This is a genomic window from Pseudooceanicola profundi (genome assembly GCF_050897955.1).
Lineage (GTDB): Bacteria > Pseudomonadota > Alphaproteobacteria > Rhodobacterales > Rhodobacteraceae > Pseudooceanicola.
The window spans coordinates 34,490-52,096 of sequence record NZ_JBPAXZ010000002.1 but is presented as its reverse complement, the minus strand read 5'-3'; the positions used below and the strand labels follow the sequence as shown (position 1 = coordinate 52,096).

General features: G+C 64.7%; 16 protein-coding genes. 10 read left to right on the top strand and 6 right to left on the bottom strand.

Going from position 1 to position 17,607, the window contains the following annotated elements; genetic code table 11:
- Positions 1-3 precede the first annotated feature (3 nt).
- Positions 4-795 carry a nickel pincer cofactor biosynthesis protein LarC2 gene (gene larC2, locus ACRARG_RS17200; RefSeq protein WP_432691440.1) on the top strand — a complete coding sequence of 264 codons (792 nt, stop codon included), beginning with the start codon at positions 4-6 and terminating at the stop codon, positions 793-795.
- Here the strand turns inward: larC2 and ACRARG_RS17195 are convergent.
- The 5 genes from ACRARG_RS17195 to ACRARG_RS17175 are packed head-to-tail and all read right to left on the bottom strand — an operon-like array spanning position 792 to position 6,070.
- A complete protein-coding gene (locus ACRARG_RS17195) occupies positions 792-2,213 on the bottom strand; it encodes a hypothetical protein (protein WP_432691439.1) in 1,422 nt (473 codons plus the stop codon). The genes larC2 and ACRARG_RS17195 overlap by 4 nt on opposite strands.
- Before the next feature lie 39 nt (positions 2,214-2,252).
- Positions 2,253-3,173 (bottom strand): SMP-30/gluconolactonase/LRE family protein, encoded by a 921-nt coding sequence (locus ACRARG_RS17190; RefSeq protein WP_432691438.1) that lies wholly within the window; start codon positions 3,171-3,173, stop codon positions 2,253-2,255.
- A gap of 2 nt (positions 3,174-3,175) precedes the next feature.
- Entirely contained in the window at positions 3,176-4,474 is a 1,299-nt protein-coding gene (locus ACRARG_RS17185; RefSeq protein ID WP_432691437.1) for a TRAP transporter large permease, read from the bottom strand.
- A 1-nt stretch (position 4,475) separates the two neighbouring features.
- The gene (locus ACRARG_RS17180; protein ID WP_432691436.1) at positions 4,476-5,030 is read right to left on the bottom strand and encodes a TRAP transporter small permease; all 555 of its coding nucleotides are present in this window, start codon (positions 5,028-5,030) and stop codon (positions 4,476-4,478) included.
- 59 nt (positions 5,031-5,089) lie between these two features.
- On the bottom strand, positions 5,090-6,070 hold the full coding sequence (locus tag ACRARG_RS17175; RefSeq protein WP_432691435.1) for a TRAP transporter substrate-binding protein: 981 nt from the start codon (positions 6,068-6,070) through the stop codon (positions 5,090-5,092).
- Positions 6,071-6,431: 361 nt separating this feature from the next.
- On the opposite strand from ACRARG_RS17175, the gene ACRARG_RS17170 reads away from it, so the two are divergent.
- From ACRARG_RS17170 to ACRARG_RS17155, 4 genes are all read left to right on the top strand, one after another.
- Positions 6,432-7,355 carry a cupin domain-containing protein gene (locus tag ACRARG_RS17170; RefSeq protein WP_432691434.1) on the top strand — a complete coding sequence of 308 codons (924 nt, stop codon included), beginning with the start codon at positions 6,432-6,434 and terminating at the stop codon, positions 7,353-7,355.
- Between the two features lie 95 nt (positions 7,356-7,450).
- Positions 7,451-8,401, top strand: coding sequence for a Bug family tripartite tricarboxylate transporter substrate binding protein (locus tag ACRARG_RS17165; RefSeq protein ID WP_432691433.1), 951 nt, complete (start codon positions 7,451-7,453; stop codon positions 8,399-8,401).
- 53 nt (positions 8,402-8,454) lie between these two features.
- Positions 8,455-8,982, top strand: a complete 528-nt coding sequence (locus tag ACRARG_RS17160) for a tripartite tricarboxylate transporter TctB family protein (protein WP_432691432.1) — start codon at positions 8,455-8,457, stop codon at positions 8,980-8,982.
- Between the two features lie 9 nt (positions 8,983-8,991).
- Entirely contained in the window at positions 8,992-10,482 is a 1,491-nt protein-coding gene (locus ACRARG_RS17155; protein ID WP_432691431.1) for a tripartite tricarboxylate transporter permease, read from the top strand.
- Between the two features lie 4 nt (positions 10,483-10,486).
- Here ACRARG_RS17155 and ACRARG_RS17150 read toward each other — a convergent pair whose 3' ends face one another.
- Positions 10,487-11,389 carry a LysR family transcriptional regulator gene (locus ACRARG_RS17150; RefSeq protein WP_432691430.1) on the bottom strand — a complete coding sequence of 301 codons (903 nt, stop codon included), beginning with the start codon at positions 11,387-11,389 and terminating at the stop codon, positions 10,487-10,489.
- A 103-nt stretch (positions 11,390-11,492) separates the two neighbouring features.
- On the opposite strand from ACRARG_RS17150, the gene ACRARG_RS17145 reads away from it, so the two are divergent.
- The 5 genes from ACRARG_RS17145 to larE are packed head-to-tail and all read left to right on the top strand — an operon-like array spanning position 11,493 to position 17,597.
- Positions 11,493-13,016 (top strand): UxaA family hydrolase, encoded by a 1,524-nt coding sequence (locus ACRARG_RS17145; RefSeq protein WP_432691429.1) that lies wholly within the window; start codon positions 11,493-11,495, stop codon positions 13,014-13,016.
- A gap of 18 nt (positions 13,017-13,034) precedes the next feature.
- Entirely contained in the window at positions 13,035-14,576 is a 1,542-nt protein-coding gene (locus ACRARG_RS17140) for a D-arabinonate dehydratase (protein ID WP_432691428.1), read from the top strand.
- Positions 14,576-15,904 carry a nickel pincer cofactor-dependent isomerase, group 22 gene (locus tag ACRARG_RS17135; protein ID WP_432691427.1) on the top strand — a complete coding sequence of 443 codons (1,329 nt, stop codon included), beginning with the start codon at positions 14,576-14,578 and terminating at the stop codon, positions 15,902-15,904. Before ACRARG_RS17140 ends, ACRARG_RS17135 begins: the two co-directional genes overlap by 1 nt.
- Entirely contained in the window at positions 15,901-16,740 is an 840-nt protein-coding gene (gene larC / locus ACRARG_RS17130; protein ID WP_432691426.1) for a nickel pincer cofactor biosynthesis protein LarC, read from the top strand. The genes ACRARG_RS17135 and larC overlap by 4 nt, the downstream gene beginning before the upstream one ends.
- The gene (gene larE, locus ACRARG_RS17125) at positions 16,737-17,597 is read left to right on the top strand and encodes an ATP-dependent sacrificial sulfur transferase LarE (protein WP_432691425.1); all 861 of its coding nucleotides are present in this window, start codon (positions 16,737-16,739) and stop codon (positions 17,595-17,597) included. Before larC ends, larE begins: the two co-directional genes overlap by 4 nt.
- Positions 17,598-17,607 lie beyond the last annotated feature (10 nt).

The window sequence follows — 17,607 nt, the reverse complement described above, 5'->3', positions numbered from 1 at the left end:
GGCGTGAGTGCGACGCATATCCATATGATCTTTGAGACGGGGGTGCGGGCCGGGCGGCTTGCGCCCTCTCTGCATCTGATGTGTCCCGATCTGGCGGGACTGGAAGGGCTGGCGCTGGTCGAGGCGGTTCGGGCGGCGCATCCGGGGGTCAGCTGGAGCTGTGGGCCGCTGCCTGTGCCGGAGGTGGGGCTGGTGCCTGCGGAGGTGCTGGGGGCGCTGGCGGGGTATCCACTTTGTGTTGGGATGACGGAGGAGGTGCCGGATCCTGCCGGGGTGGAGATGTTGCGCTGTCTGACAGGTGGCGTGCCGGGCGCAATGCCTGAGGGGGCGGTGGAGATTGTTGCGCTCGGTCAGGAGGTACGGCTGCTGCTGTGTTCGCCGGTGGCGGCGGGGGCGCGGGACCTCGTGGCGCGGATCAGTTTCGAGATTGACGATATGACCGGGGAGGAGATCGCCCATGCCACGGCTTGGCTGCGGCGGACCCTGGGGGTGATCGACCTGGTGCTGTCGCAGGGGCAGGGCAAGAAGGATCGGCCCGTGACGCGGTTCGACCTGTTGGCCGATCCGCAGCGGCTGGGCGCCGTGGGAGATGCGGTTTTCCTGCAGACCACGACGCTGGGGTTCCGGGAGGAGATCGTGCAGCGCCGCCTGCTGGAGCGCTGGCCGGAAGTCGCGGGCGGGCAGCGGCGCAAGCGCGCGCGGCGGCCCGGTGGGGGCGAGACGGTGAAGGTAGAGGCGGATGATCTGGCCGAGCTGCCGACGCTGCAGGCCCGGCGGGCGGCGGCGCGGCGTTAGGCCAGCTTTACCAGCAGGACGATCCAGGCGGTCGCCATGACAGCGCTGACCAGTGTGAAGAGCCCGTTCCAGACGATCCCGACCCGCAGCGGGCTGACGCCCGCGAAGCGGCCGATCAGCACGGTGGCCGCCGTGAAGGGCGAGGTTGCGCCGCTGAGGGACCAGCCCGCCGTCAGGGCGCAGATCATGACGGCGGGGGAGACGCCCATGGCTTCTGGCGCGGGCAGCAGCGGGAAGAGCAGGGAGACCGAGAGCAGCGGGTGCGCGCCGAGGTAGCCCATGACCGGGATCACCCAGATGGCGGAGCAGAGCACCAGCACCGACGGCAGCGCGGCAAGATCGACCCAGTTGGTGACCAGCGGCGCAATGGCCAGACCCCCCGCCGTGCCGAGGAAGCTGGCGGAGGAGAGCAGCACGATTTCGCCGCGGAAACCGGGCAGGCGGGTGCCGATGAAGGTCCGCGCCTCCTGCGGGAGACGGCCGAAATAGCCCGGACCCTGGCGGTCGCCTGTCGCGATCCAGAGGGCGGAGAGGATCGGAACAATGATCATGACGCTCTGCGCGGCGGTAAGCCCGATCACGAGGTGCGAGATCGTGAGCAGGCTGGCCAGCACTACCAGCAGCAGGATCAGCGGTTTGAGGTCGCGGGCGCGTGACCCGTGATCGGGCGGGACGACGGTCAGGCCGGTGGTTCTGGGTTTGAGCAGGGTGTCGAGGGTCCAGCCCACCGTGCAGAAGAGCGCGGCGGTGACCAGCGCATAGGGCAGGGCCCCGGCCCATGTGCCGCCCGGCACCAGCTGCACGCAGAGCACCATGCCGAAGGACAGCGGCGACCAGGCGATGCAGGAGACAAAGCCGTGCTGCACCGCCAGCAGCATGCGGCGGCGGCGGATATTGCGGATCGTCTCGTTCGGCTCATCCGCTGTGCTGGACATGACGAGGGAACCGAGGAGGGAGATCGCGCCATAGCCCAGCAGGAGGGAGAACGCCTCTCCTCCGGCGAGCAGGGCGAGGTAGCGTTTTCCCGGCGGCCGGTCAGCGAGGTAGAGCGCAGCGCGCGCGATGGAGGCGGAGAGCTCTGCCGCGTGGCGCAGCGTGCCGAGGGCGGCGAAGAAGGCCGCGACGAAGGCGGCGCTGTCGAGCGCGTGGCCAAGGATCGCGGCCCAGTCCGGCCGCGTCGCCACGATCCAGGCCGACAGGATCGCGCCGACGATGAGGAAGGGCAGGCGGGGCGGCGACCGGCGGAAGGAGACCACGGCAACCGCGATCAGCAGCATCGCCCGGGCGGCATAGCGCAGGGCGTCGCTCTGGCTCGCGTCCCGCAGGATGACCGTCAGCACCAGCAGGGTGATCGCAATGCCGGAGATCCGGTCCAGACGTCTGGGCTGCGGGGCGGGATCGGCGGGGCTGTTGGTCAAGGGGAGGGGGCCATGGTGAGGATCGTGCTGGTTACGCTCCTACGCCCTGTCGGCGAAACGTGCCACCTCTGCCCCTGCGACAGTGGCGCGAAATACAAAAAGACTGCCCGCATGTGGGTAAGAAGCCAGCACCTCCGGCGTCATCTGGTTGCGATGACCGGTGACGAAGACAGTCTTCAGGTCGGGCCCGCCGAAACAGGGCATCGTCGGTTTGGGGCAGCCGGGGATCTGGATGGTGTCGAGCAGTTCGCCGTCACGGCTCCAGATATTCAGGCGGGAGGCGGAGACGCCGGCGGACCAGTAGCGCCCATCCGCATCGGCGGCGGCCCCATCGGGGCGGCCGATGGCCTCCTGCGGTTCGGCGATGCGGGTGCGATTGGTCTTCGCGCCGGTCGCCGGGTCGAAATCCCAGCGGTCGAGCCAGGGGGCGCAGCTGTCGGTGTGGTACATTGTGCGCCCGTCCGGCGTCCAGGCGAGGCCGTTGGAGACCTTGAGGCCGGTGACCTCTTCGGTGACCGTCCCGTCCGGTGCGATGCGGTAGAGGGAGGAGATCGGCTGCATCAGCGCGATCTCCGTCTCATGCATGGCGCCGACCCAGAAGGCGCCGTCGGGGCCGACCTTGCCGTCGTTCAGCCGTTCCTCCGCGCCCAGCCGGTCGAAATCGGCGAGGGGCGTGCGCGCGCCGCTATCGGGATCGAAGAGGATCACGCTGCGGCGCAGGGCCACGACGATCCTCCCGGACTGGCAGAGGCCGATGCTGCCGACATCCTCGCCCATCTCATGGGCTGCGGTGTGCATTGTTTCGGGGTCCAGCATATGGATCCGGCCTGCCTTGATATCGACCCACCAGAGGCAATTGCGGCGATCGTCCCAGACCGGCCCCTCGCCCAGCTGTTGGCGGCAGTCGAGCAGGATCTCGGGGCGGGAGGCGGCAAAGCCCGCCTGATCGAGGTCGGCCATGGTCAGTTCCCTCCCATCATGTTGCGCACGAGTTCCGGCAGCCAGAGCGTCAGGTCCGGCACGAAGGTGATCATCCCCAGCATCGCAAAGAGAGACACATAGAAAGGGGACACTTCGCGTAAGAGGGGCACAAGCCGGACCTTGGCGATGTTCATCATGATGAACAGGATGATGCCGAAGGGCGGCGTCAATGTTCCGATCATCAGGTTGAAGACGATCATCACGCCGAACTGCACCGGGTCCAGCCCGATCTGCGTCACGATGGGCAGCAGGGCGGGCACGGCGACGATCAGGATCGCGGTCGTCTCGATAAAGAGCCCGGCGATCAGCAGGCCGATATTGATCAGCAGCAGCGTCAGGATGGCATCCGTCGTCAGCCCCGCAATGCCGCCTGCCAGCTGCTGCGGCACGTTCAGCACCGCGATCAGCCAGGCAAAGGGCGCGGCGGCGGCGATGATGAAAAGCAGCACGCCGGAGGTCACGACCGTATCGACGAGGCAGCGGAACATGTCGATCAGTTTGAGCTCGCGGTAGGCGACGCCCAGCAGCACGGCATAAAGGACGATGATCGCCCCCAGCTCTGTCGGGGTGGCGATGCCCATGAGCAGCCCGCCGATCAGGATCGTCGGGGCCAGCAGCCCGGGTAGCGCACGCCAGAAGGAGGTGGTGAGCGTCGGCAGCGGCGCGCGCGGGCTGCGCGGCATGGCATCGCCCCGGCGCAGCGCGATGATATAGGTGGTCAGCGACAGGGCCAGCGTCAGCACCAGCCCCGGCACGACCCCGGCAAGGAAGAGGTCCGCGACGGAGACACCCGCCAGCACCGCATAGATCACCATGATGACGCTGGGCGGGATGATCGGGCCGATGATGGCCGAGACGGCGGTGACGGCGGCGGCGAATTCGCCGGTGAAGCCCGCCTTCTTCATCGCCTTGATCTCTACCGTGCCGAGGCCCGCGGCATCGGCCTGCGCCACGCCCGACATGCCCGAAAAAATCAGGCTGGCGAGGATGTTCACATGTGCCAGCCCGCCACGGATATGGCCCACGAGGTTGCCGGCGAAGTCGAAGATCCGTTCGGCAATGCCCGAGCGGTTCAGCAGGTTGCCCGCCAGCACGAAAAGCGGCACGGCCAGCAGCGGGAAGCTGTCGAGTGAGGGCGCCATGCGCTGCGCCACGATGGAGACGGGCAGCCCGCCGTCCATCACCATCCACAGCAGCGCGCCCGCGATCATGGAAATGCTGACCGGCACCTGAAGCACCGCCAGCAGGAAGACTGTTCCGAAAAGAAACCAGAGCGACATGTCAGAGCACCCCGTCGCTGTGATCCGCACCCATCAGCCGCCACTGCATATCCTGCAGCGCGTCCCGGCCCTGTTTCGTGCGCCCGATCAGCGCCGCCATGGCAAAGCTGAGGGTCATCGAGAGGGCCGAGTAGATGAGCGGGATGGAGAAGAAATAGGCCTTGGGAATGTCGATCGGCAGGGCGATGGAGGTCGTCCGCATCTCGATCGGCAGGAAGCCATAGGCGAGCCATCCGATATAGAGCAGCGCCACACCCGCAACGGCCGCACCGAAGATGTTGAGCGCAACGGCCAGCCCGTCGCCGCCCAGCCCCTCCAGCGCGGAGACCTGGATGTGCTGGCCGAGCTTAGCCGCCAGCCCGGCGCCGAGGAAGACGACCCAGAGGAAGGCGAACATCGCCGCTTCCTCGGCCCAGACAAGCGGCGCGCCGAAAGCAGAGCGCGCGACGATCTGGTAGCCGATGATGAGAACGATCAGGACAAGCAGGGCACAGGCGATCACAAGCTCGACCCAGGCCCATTTCCTGAGAAATGACAGCAGGTTGGATTGGTACATGGTGGTCTCCGCCTATCAAAAAACGGGCCCGCGCAGAGCGGACCCGAGGTTGGGAGCTCTTATTGGATCGCCTGAATTTCTTCGATCAGGCCGGTCTTCCACAGGCCTTCCGCCTCGATGGTCGGCACGGCGGCCAGGGCGGCCTTGCGGAAGCTCTCGATATCGGGCTCGTGGACCTCGCCGCCGCTCTCGCGGATCATGTCGAGCGTCTTCTGCAGCTCGGCATCCGACTCCTCGGCGGCATAGTTCACGGCGGCCTCTGCGGCGGCCATCACCGTCTCCCGCCCCTTTTCGTCAAGCGACTGCCAGAAGCCTTCGTTCACCGCGATGACATTGCCGGTGATGACATGGTTGGTCATGGAGATATGCGGGCCGCTCTCATGCATCCGGTTGGCAAAGCCGTTGGTCGGCTGACCCTCAGCCGCCTCGACGACGCCGGTCTTCAGCGCGAGGTAAACCTCGCCCCAGGCGACCTGCGTGGGTTCGGTGCCGAAGGCCTTCCAGAGTTCGACATAGGATTTGATGCCGGGCACGCGCATCTTGATGCCCTTTACATCCTCCACCGACATGATCGGCTTTTTCGCGAACATGACGCGGGCCTGCGTCGGCGCGACCGCGAGGATGCGGATATCGGCCTTGTCGATGATATTCTGCTTCATCGTGTCAAAGAGCGGGCTCGCCAGGAAGGCGCGCATGTGGTCGGAATCGCGGAAAGTGAAGCCCCAGGACAGCGCCTGCAGGTCCGGCTCCAGCGAGGAGAACCAGTCGAGCACGGTGCCGAAGCCCTGGACAGAGCCCTGGCTGAGCTGGTCGAGCACCTGCTGCCCGTTCCCGAGCGCACCGCCGTTCACGTAGTTGACAGAGACGCCGGAGTCGCGCGCGGCGAGCTCCTCGATGAACTTGTTGTTCATATTGTCGTTGAGCGAGCCGGCCGGATCGACGGCCGTCAGCAGCATGTTCTGCGCCTGTGCTGGCGCCGTGATTGCAAGCGCCAGAGCTGCCGCCGTGGCCATGCCACGGAGTGAGAATCGTTGTGTCATAATATCCTCCCAGAAACCCGGCCTCCCGCCGGGGGTCCCATGTTGTGGTGTCAAACATTCTCACAATGTGACGAGCCCAGTCAATCCGCATCTTCCAAAAAGCAATTTTCTGACGGGCGGAGCTGTGATGTCTTCTTTTGAGGTTCGGTTATAATATCCTGTAATAGAACAGAAAAAAATGAAAACCGCTGCGGATTTCTTCATATGCGGGCCGCGGTGCGCGTCGCGTGGTTCGAGGGGTGTGTCGTGAGATTCCACCCACAGTGTAATAATTAATGTTGCGCCCTCGGCATGTTTCTGGCAAAGATTCTCAAAATGTGAGAGGCCGATCTACGGTCCGCCACGTCATCGGGAGGAACATATGACGATGCCGCCAAGCATGACGGCCTATTGTGCGCGACATTACGAAGACGCGCCGCAGGTCATCGAAGCCGACGGATCTCGTACCTGGATCACACGGGGGGTAAGCCTCTGTGTGGCGGTGACGGAAGCCGTTCAGGGCACAGTGTTGACCCGCGACGCGGTGGACCAGCCTGACGAATATATTCTGCTTCTTCCTGAAGGTGTGACGGCGCAGATCGCAACGCCGGATGAAACCGTCGATGTCGAGGCCGACAGCCTGACGATCGTGCCGCCCGGCGCGTCACGCATCGTCATCTCCGGGGCAGGCACGGTGTCCCGTGTGTTTTCTGACAAGCCTGTGGATCTTCTGGATCTGGCGATTAATGCGCAGGTCTATTCCGGCGATATCGAAACGGATGTGGCCAAGGCTGTGGCCTGGCCGGATCCGCCCGGCGGTTTCCGGGTCCGCAGCTATCCGCTGGCGCAATATGTCGATCCTGACGGTCCGCGCATCCAGCCGCGGGTCTTCCGGTCGACAAATCTGATGATCAATGTCTTTGCGCCCTGGCACAGCCGTCGCGATCCCGCCACGCTCAGCCCGCACTGGCATGCCGATTTCGAACAGGCGTCGCTTGGGATTTCCGGAGAGTTCATACATCACATCCGCTATCCTTGGGAAAGCGACTCGACAAGGTGGCAGCCGGACGAGCATGCCAGAGCCGCCAGCCCTTCGGTTATGATTATTCCGCCGCCGTCGCAGCACACGACACAGGATGTCGGGGACGGGACGGCGCGGCTTGTTGACATCTTTGCACCGCCGCGGGCCGATTTCTCGCAGCGGCCCGGCTTTGTGATCAACGAAGCCGAGTATCCGGCGCCGGACTGGGTGGCCGGCGCGAAAGCCAGCAGTGGCGGCGCTCTTGCCGGCTGGCAGAAGGGGTAACGAGATTTTTACCGGCCCCGGGGATGCATCTGGCATTCCCCCGGCCAAGACCATGCGGGCCCGATCCGCAAAACCGTTTCCAGGGAGGGAAGCACATGATCCGTACGAAATTTACCGCCAGCTTGATTGCCGCGGCCGCGATCGGACTGGGATCCGTTGCCATGGCACAGGACAAGATCGACTATCCTGTCGACAACGTCCGCCTTGTCGTTCCGCAATCGGCGGGCGGCGGCACCGATGCCAGCGCCCGGCTCTTCGCCGAGATGTTCAATGAATATACGGACGGCCAGATGGTTGTGGTGAACCAGAAAGCCGGCGGCGGCGTGGTGGCCCAGCAGACCGTTCTGACCGGGCCGACGGATGGCAGCCAGATCTATTTCAACCATGCTGCCGATCACGTTGGCAATCTGCTTGGCAAGACGCCGTTCAGCTATCAGGATTTCCGCGCGCTCGGCACGACGTCTGCGCTGAGCGATATCGTCCTGGTGCCGGTGGACGCGCCTTATGACACGCTGGCAGAGCTGATCGATTATGTGAAAGAACATCCGGGCGAGCTGACATATGTCACCCAGTTCGGCGGAACGACCGAGGTCAAGGCGAACGCGCTGAATGCCGCTGCCGACAACGGGTTCAAGATTGTCGACGGCGGATCCGGCGCGGACCGGATTGTGCTTCTGCTGGGGGGCAATGCCGATGTGTCCGTCGAGGGCGTGCGCTTTGCCAAGGAACACACCGGCGCAGGGACGCTCAAGGCTCTGGCAGTTCTGCGGGCGGACCGCGATCCGCTCATGGCGGATGTGCCGACCGCCGCAGAGCAGGGGTACGACATCGACATGCCGTATTACATGACCATTTCCGGTCCGAAAGACATGGACGATGCTGCCGTGTCAGCGATTGACGCTGTGCTCGAAAAGCTCAAAACGGATGATGTCTTTGCAGAACGGCTGGCCACGCTCGGGCAGTCGCCTGCCATTCGCACCAGTGAAGAGGCCGGGCCCTTTGTCGAAGACGAATTCAAGGTCATCGAGATGTTCATTTCGAATTGATCCCGCAACCGCCGTCCCGGACTTGTCCGGGGCGGCATCAAGGAGTGACGGACATGTCCGGCAAGTTAAAGGCAGCGGATCTCTTTGCTGCGGTACTGTTTGCGGGTCTCGCGGTTTTTATCCTGATCCAGCCGTTCCTTGGCCGGGCGCCGCGTCTCAGCCCGGGTGATCCGGGCCCCTGGCTTTTGCCTGTCGTTTATGGCCTGGGCCTTGCCGCCCTGTCGGTGGCGCTGTTCCTTCAGGCCTTTCGCAAGGCACGGATGAGCCAGGAAACCAGACATGCGGTCGAAACCTATCGCGACGTGACAGAGCCTGCCGTCGAAGAACAGAACGACACATCTCCGCTGATTGCCCTCTCCGGCATGGCTGGTGTCACGCTGTTTTATGTCGTGTCCTTCGAAAGGCTGGGCTTCTATCTGTCCACGGGTGTCTTTCTGTTCCTTGCAATGGTCGTGCTTGGTCCGCGCAGGGGCAGATCCGTATTGATCGCGGCCGGTATCGCGGTTGTCACTACATTGATCGTCGGCCTGACACTGACCCAGTTCCTCGAAGTCAGCCTGCCGCGCGGCCTTTTGTCCTGAGAGATCGACATGCTTGATTTTTTCCTCGGTAACATCGTTTGGCTGCTGTCACCGACGGTGTTGATCTTTATCGTGCTTGCCACGCTGTTCGGTCTGGTGCTGGGCGCTTTGCCGGGCATGAGCGCCACCATGGCAATCGCGATCATTCTTCCCCTGACCTTTGCCGTCGAAACCAAGTTCGGCATCGCCCTGTTGATCGCGGTCTATATCGGCGGCGTGACCGGTGGCCTGGTGTCGGCAACGCTGCTGCGTATTCCGGGAACGCCATCCTCGATCGCAACCACCTTCGACGCCTATCCCCTGGCGCAGAAGGGCTTTGCTCAGAAGGCGCTTGGCACAGCTATGGTGGCCTCTGCCGTGGGCGGTGTGATGAGCCTCGTTGTCCTTGTGGCTTTTGCGCCTGCGATCTCTGCTTTTGCGGTCAAGCTGGGCCCGCATGAATATGCGATGCTGTCGCTTGGAGCGATTGTTCTGGTCGTCTTTCTGGCCAGCGGAAATTACATAAAGGGCTTGATTTCGGCCATTCTCGGGATGTCGATTGCAACCATCGGTTTTGCGCCCATCGACGGGACGGCGCGGATGAGCTTTGGTGTGATCGACATCATGGCCGGCATCTCTCTTGTTCCTCTCATGGTGGGGCTGTTCGGCGCATCGCAGGTGATTTCGAGCCTGCGCGCCCCGCTGGTCGCCACCAAAGACAAACTCAAGGTATCGGGCGAAGGCATCACCCTGTCGGAAATCCGTGCCAATGCATGGAACATGCTTCGATCCGGCGGGATCGGCATCGGCATCGGCATCCTGCCCGGCATCGGGGGGTCGGCCTCGAACCTGCTGGCCTATGGGGCGGCAAAGCAAAGCGCGAAAGACCCGGAATCTTTCGGGACCGGCGATGTCCGTGGGATCTACGCTTCGGAGGCTGCGAATAATGCCAGCGTTGGCGGTGCTCTGCTGCCACTGATTACGCTGGGCATTCCGGGCGACGGCGCGACCGCGATCCTGATCGGCGGGTTTACCATCCACGGGCTGCAACCCGGGCCGCTGCTGTTCCGCGAACAGCCGGACCTGATGTCAATGATCTACGCGGCCTTTGCGATCACAACGCTGGCGCTGCTGGTGATCCAGCTTGGCACGATCCGGCTGTTTCCCAAGGTGCTGCTGGTGCCGCCGCAGATCCTGAACCCGCTGCTGCTGATGCTCATGGTCGTGGGGACCTATGCCTCGGACAACCGGCTGTTCGACGTCTGGCTGATGCTGGGTTTCGGGGTGCTGGGATATCTGTTGGAGAAATACGGCTTCTCGCTGGCGCCGCTGATCCTCGGCTTCATCCTCGGCCCGATTTTCGAGGCGAATTTCCGGCGGGCGATGATGTTCTCCGACGGTAACATGGCGGATTTCCTGGCACGTCCGATCTCTGCCGCGCTCTTTGTCATGGTTCTGGCGCTGCTCTTCATCGCCCTCGGCGGGGTCAAGGCGGTCAGGCGGATGGCCTTCAGCCACTGACGTTTCAGGCCAGCGGGGGGGCATCCCGCTGGCCCACCACCCGCGCCAGCTCGGCCAGCTGGTGCACCGCCCGGTTGCGGGTATCGCGCCAGTGAATCAGGTGCAGTTCGGCCTGCACCGGACGTTTCAGGATCAGCGGCCGGAAGACGATATTGTCGAAACTGGCATAGCGCGCATCCTGCGGCACAATGCCGATCCCCAGCCCCACGCTGACCAGCGACAGGATCGATTGCGCATGCGCCACCTGCTGGGCGATCTGCGGAAAGACCTGTTCGCTGCGGAAAATCCCGTCGAGCATCTGGTGCATATAGGGCGCCATGGCCTGAAAGCTGACCAGCCGTTCGTTGCGGATATCCGGCATGGTGATCCGCCGTTTGCGGGCCAGCGCATTGTCGAGCGGCAGCACCACGGCCAGCTGTTCAGTCCAGACCGGCAGGGTTTCCACCTGGCTGGGCGGCACGACGGGGCGGACAAGGCCGATATCAATCTCTCCCAAGGCCAGCGCATCAAGCTGCTGCGCCGCCGTCATCTCGAAAAGCGAAATCTGCAGGTTCGGGAAATCCTGCGCGGCCTGCGCCAGCAGCATCGGCATGTAACGATAGGTGGAGGCGGCGATGAACCCCATCCGCAGCGCCCCCGCCGGACGGTCAGCCCCGGCGCGCGCCGTTTCGGTCAGCTGGGCACAGCGCTGGAGGATCTCCGTCGCCTCCGGCAGCAGGTCGCGCCCGGCGGCGGTGAGTTCGACCGAATGGCTGGTGCGGTCGAAGAGCGTGACGCCCAGCGACTCCTCCAGTTTCCGGATCTGACGGCTGAGCGGCGGCTGGGTCATGTTCAGCTTTTGCGCCGCCCGCCCGAAATGCAGTTCGCGGGCAAGGGTGACGAAAGAGCGGAGTTGCGTCAGGTCCATATGGCGATACCTATCGTGCATCGTTGATATGCTGAAATAATGTTAGATGGGTATCGTGTGACTGTCTATCTTCGCCGCAACGAAACCTTGCGCGGGGAGAGCCATGACCGTTTCAGCCGATATCCCAACCGTCAGAACCCGGACAGGCGACACCGTCGCCGTGGCGCTGGCCCCCATTCCCGAAGGCACTGTCGTGGCCGAGGGTGTCACCGCACTGACCGAAGTGCCCGAGGGCTACAAGATCGCGCTGACCGACCTCGCGGCGGGTGACCCGGTGATGAAGCAGGGGCATCTGATCGGCTGGACCTCTGCGGCGGTCAAGGCGGGCGCGATTGTGCATACCGACAACCTTGTTGTCGACAAGGACCTGCCCGCGATCTCTGCCGAGACGCGCGCCCTGTCGCCCATCCCGGAGGCGCATCGCGGCACCTTCATGGGGTTCAAGCGCGCCGATGGCCGGGTCGGCACGCGCAACGTGATTGCGGTTGTCATCGTCGGCAACTGTGCGGCCACGGCGGCGCGGCAGGCGGCGGACCTTTTCGACGAGGATGAGCTGGAAGCCTATCCGAACGTCGATGCGGTTGTGCCCTTCATCCATTCCATCGGCTGCGGCATGGAAATGACCGGGGAGCCGATGGACCTGTTGCGCCGGACCCTCTCGGGTTATGCGCGTCATCCGAATGTCTTTGGCACGGTGGTCATGGCGCTTGGCTGTGAGCGTAACAACCTCGGCGTTTTCCTTGAGCAGGAGAAGCTGGAGGTTGGCGACCGGCTGAAGACCGTGACCCTGCAGGAGGTCGGCGGCGTGGTCAAAGCCGTGGAAACCGCGCGCGGCTATATCGAGGCGATGCTGCCCGAGGCCAACAAATGTGTGCGCGAAGAGGTGACGGCGGACAAGCTGGTCATCGGGTTGCAGACCTCTGGCGTCGACGGGCTGTCGGTGCTGACGGTGAACCCTGTGCTGGGCCGCGTGAACGATCTGGTGGTCGCCAGCGGCGGCACGGTGATCCTGTCGGAAACGCCGGAGCTGGGCGGCTGCGAGGCTGCGTTGCGCGGCCGGGCCGGGGCGGAAGCGGCGGAAGCCTTCGACACGATCCTTGCCGAATGGCAGGAGCGCAGCGCCGGCCGTGACACGGTGCTGAGCGGACGCCTGCCACGTTCCGCCGCCGAAAAGGGCGTGACGACGCGGCTGGAACGGGGCTTTGATGCGCTGCCGAAACACGGCTCCGCCCCGCTGGCCGCCGTGCGCCGCTATGCCGAACCGCTGGGCGATGCCAAGGGTCTGGTCTTCATGGACAGCCCCGATTTTGATCCGGTGTCGATCACCGGGCAGATCGCCACGGGCGCGACGATGATCCTGATGGGCACGGCCACCGGCAATGTGGCGGGCACCATGCCCGCGCCGACGTTAAAGCTGGCCTCTACCACCGGGCTCTACCAGAAGAAGTTGGCTGATCTGGATATCGACTGCGGCCCGGCGCTGGCCGGACCCGAAGCGGTGGAGGAGATCGCGCAGGCGACCTTTGCCGCGCTGCTGGAGGCGGCCTCGGGCAAGCAGACGAAAAGCGAATACGAGACCATGCGCGAGACGGAATTCGTGCCCTGGTCCATCGGCGTGCTGGCATAAGCGGGAAGGAAGAGACAGATGACCATTACCAATGCCCCCGTGAACCCGTTCATCCGGCTCGACCCGCTGGACAATGTCGTCGTCGCGCGCATGCCGGTGTCGGCCGGAACGCCTGTGCCTTCCGAAGGGGTGACGACGCTGCAGGACGTGCCCTCCGGCCATAAGATCGCGGCGCGGGACATCCGCAAGGGCGAGGCCGTGCTGAAGTACAACACCGTCATCGGTTATGCCGCCGAGGACCTCGTGCCCGGCACCTGGATGCACAGCCACAACATCCTCTTTGACGAGGTCGAGAAGGATTATGCCTTCACCACCCGCTATGAGCCGACGGATTTCGTGCCGCAGCCGCAGCGCGCGACCTTCGACGGCATCAAGCGGCCCGACGGGCGTGTGGCCACCCGCAATTTCGTCGGCGTCTTCGTCGTCAGCGCGGCCAGCGGCACCGTTGCCCGGCGCATTGCCAAGTCCTTCAAGGAGGACGACCTGAAGTCTTTTCCGATGATCGACGGCGTGGTGCCCTACGTTCACGATCAGGGCGACGGCATGGAATGGACCGGGGAGCCGATGGACCTGCTGCGCCGCACGATCGGCGGCTACCTCAAGCATGTGAACACCGGCGCCGCGCTGATCATCGCACAGGGCGATGAGGCCAACGACCTTGAGGCGCTGCTGGCGGATCAGGGGCTGAAACGCGGGCCCACCCTGCAGACGATGCTGGTGGAAGAGACGGAGGGGTTGCGCGCCGCCATCGCCGCCGGCCGGTCCAAGATCGAGGCGATGCTGCCGCTGGCAAATGCCTGCCACCGGGAGCCCTGTTCGGCCGAACATATCACCGTGGGCCTGCAATGTGGCGGCTCTGACGGGTTTTCCGGCCTCTCGGCCAACCCGGCGCTTGGCGCGGCGATGGATCTGTTGGTGAAGAATGGCGGCACGGCGATCCTGTCCGAAACCTCCGAGATTTTCGGGGTTGAACACACACTGACCCAGCGGGCCGTGACGCCCGAGGTGGGCCAGAAGCTGGTCGACCGGATGAACTGGTGGCTGGAGTATAACGCCGGCAAGGACACCCAGATCAACGGCCGCGTCAGCCCCGGCAACAATGCGGGCGGCCTGGCCAACGTGCTGGAGAAATCGCTGGGCGGCGCCAAGAAGGGCGGCAATACCGGGCTGATGGGCGTCTACAAATACGCCGAGCCCGTGGATGCGCACGGGTTTGTCTTCATGGATACGCCCGGCTATGATCCGGCTGCGGCCACCGGGCAGATTGCCGGTGGCGCGAACATGGTGTGTTTCACGACGGGGCGCGGCTCCTGTTTCGGGTCGGTCCCTGCGCCCACGATGAAGCTGGCGTCCAACACGCCGATGTATGACCGGATGAAAGCCGATATGGATGTGAACTGCGGCCGGATCATCGACGGCGAGATTTCCGTCGAGGATCTGGGGAAAGAGATCTTCGAGCAGCTGCTGGAACATGCCTCCGGGCACCAGCCGACGAAGAGCGAGCTGTCCGGCATGGGCACGAATGAGTTCATGCCCTGGCCCATCGGGATCGTCGCCTGATGTCGGTGCCCGGATACGTCAAGCTGCTGGAGGGGACGCGGCTTCCACGCCTTGCCCCCATCCGGCAGAGCTTTGCCGCCAAAGAGGCGGGCGATCCGAAGGCCGCTGTGCAGAAGGCGATGCAAGAGACCGGATGCGCGGCGCGGGTCCGGCCCGGCATGTCGGTGGCCCTGACCGTGGGCAGCCGTGGCATGGCGGCGCTGGACGCGCTGGTCCCGGCCATCGTGGCAGAGCTGAAGGCGGCAGGAGCGGAGCCCTTCATCGTGCCCTCAATGGGCAGCCATGGCGGTGCCACGGCGGAGGGTCAGCTGAAGGTCCTGGCCAAGCTGGGCATCACGGAGGCCAGCGCGGGCTGTCCGATCCGCTCGTCGATGGAGACGGTGCAGATCGGGGAACTCGACAACGGCATGCCGGTGCGGATGGACAAGCTGGCGCAGGAGGCGGACGGCATCGTCCTATTCAACCGGATCAAGCCGCATACCTCCTTCCGGTTTCCCAATGAAAGCGGGCTGATCAAGATGCTGGCCATCGGGCTGGGCAAGCAGTCGGGTGCCGACAACTGCCACGCCTGGGGCATCGACTGGCTGGGCCCGCTGATCGTTGAGATGGCACGGGTCAAGCTGCAACGCTCCCCGATCCTGTTTGGCATCGGGACGATCGAAAACGCCTATGACCGCCTTTCGGAGATCGTGGTTCTGCCGCCCGAGGGGATGGTGGAGGCCGAACAGCCCTATCTGCAGCAGGCCATGCGCAACCTGCCGCGCCTGCCGCTGGGGCCGTTGGACGAACCGCTGGCCTCAGGCCCCCTCGACGTGCTGGTGGTGGACGAGATCGGCAAGGAATACGCGGGCACCGGAATGGATCCGAATATCACTGGGCGGGCGTCGTCGAATGCGCTGACCGGGGGGCCGGATGTGGCGCGGATCGCGGTTCTGGATGTCAGCGAACGCAGCGGCGGCAATGCCAATGGCGTGGCGCGTGCGGATGTGATCACCGACCGGCTGTTCAACGCCTTCGACCGGGAGGCGGTTTATGCCAATTGCCTGACCTCCAACATGCTGAACTCCGGCGCGCTGCCGGTGTCGATGCCCGATGACCGCTCGGCCATCATGGCGGCGGTAAAGACCTGCGGGGCGCGCGATCCGTCGGCCATCACCATGCTGCGCATCCCGAATTCGCTGCATCTGGAATATCTTCTGGCGTCGGAGACCCTGCTGGACGATCTGGCCAAACGGCCGGGGATCGACATTCTGAGCGAACCGGAGGAGATGGTCTTTGACGCGGCGGGCAATCTCGACCGCCAGGTCTGGAGCGCGCTGCACGGATGACCATGTCCCGCCATATCCACCTCGACCCTGTTGGCGGGCTGGCGGGCGATATGTTCATCGCGGCACTTCTGGCGACCTGTCCCGAATTGACGGGGCAGGTGATGGCAGAGATCGCCGCAGCGCTGCCGGACGGCATCGTGGCCGGGCTGGAGCCGGGCACAAGCGGCGGGCTCAGGGTGCAGCGGTTCAGGGTGACTCTTCCGGAGCAGGACCATCAGCCCCGCCACGCCCATGATCACCCCCATCATCACGAAGATTTCCGGTCTATTGCCGAGCGGCTGAAATCCGCACCCCTCGATAATGAAACGCGGCGACACGCGCTGGCCATCCTCACCCGGATCGCGGAGGCGGAGGCAGAGGTGCATGGCGTGCCGCTTGATGAGGTGCATTTCCACGAACTGGCCGACTGGGATTCGCTGGCCGATGTGGTCGGCGCCGGCGCGATCATCGGGGCACTGGATGGCGCGGGCTGGAGCATCGGCCCGTTGCCTCTGGGTGGCGGTCTGGTCAGAACCGCGCATGGCAGACTGCCCGTGCCGGCCCCCGCGACAACCCTGTTGCTGCGCGGCCTGCCGGTCACCGACGACCGCATCGCGGGGGAACGTGTGACCCCCACAGGGGCCGCGATTGCCGCGCATCTCTCCGATGGGCTGCTGAAACCGCGTCCGGCGCAGGCGCGCATGGGGTCGACGGGGATGGGGGCCGGGACCCGCGATCTGCCTGACCGGCCCAATATTCTGCGGGCCTTTGTCCTGGACGTCGCAGAGCCCCCGGATGACCGGACCCCATCCCACGCTCATCGACGGACCACACACGCAGAGCGGACAAAACCATGACGGCGTCGCAGGCTCTTCCGATCGCCCCCGAAGATCTGGCCGCAGCGCGGCAAGGTCTGCGCGATCTGCTGTGTCGGGGCGACCGCTGGAGCATCGCCGTCAGCGGCGGGGTGGATTCTGTAACACTCGCCACTCTGGCACATCGCGATCATGGCGGCGTGCCGCCTGTGATGGTGCACGCGACCTCTCCGGCCGTGCCGTTTCAGGCCCTGCCCCGCCTGCGCGACCATGCCCGGCAGGAAGGCTGGGATTTCAGGATTGTCACGGCAGGAGAGCTGCAGGACGCAAACTACCGGGCCAATCCCTATAACCGCTGCTATTTCTGCAAGTCATCGCTTTATACGACCATGTTCCGTGAGCTGTCTGCGCAGCAGCGGGACGGTGTGATCATGGCCTCCGGGGCCAATACCGACGATCTGGGCGAACATCGACCGGGCCTCGTGGCAGCCGCCGAGTTCGGCGTGCGGCATCCCTTCGTCGAGGCGGGGATCGGCAAGGAGATGATCCGCGCTCTGGCCCGGTCTCTCGGGCTCACCGGGTTCAGCGAATTGCCGGCCCAGCCATGCCTTGCCAGCCGGGTGGAGACCGGGCTGCGCATTCAGCCAGCCGACCTGCAGAGCATCGATCGGCTGGAGACGCGGCTGCGCGAAATGGCCGGGCCGTCGGTGACGCTGCGCGTCCGCCTGAGACGGAGCGGCATGTGTCTGGAACTGGACAGCGCGGTTCTGGACGATCCCGTCCTGACGGCGCGGCTCGACACAGAGGCGCGGCGGAGCGTGGCCGCAGGTGGCTACGACTACGGTGGTATATCGCCGTACCGCCGCGGCTCCGCCTTTGTGAAGGAGTTGGAGCAGTAATGGAGTTCAA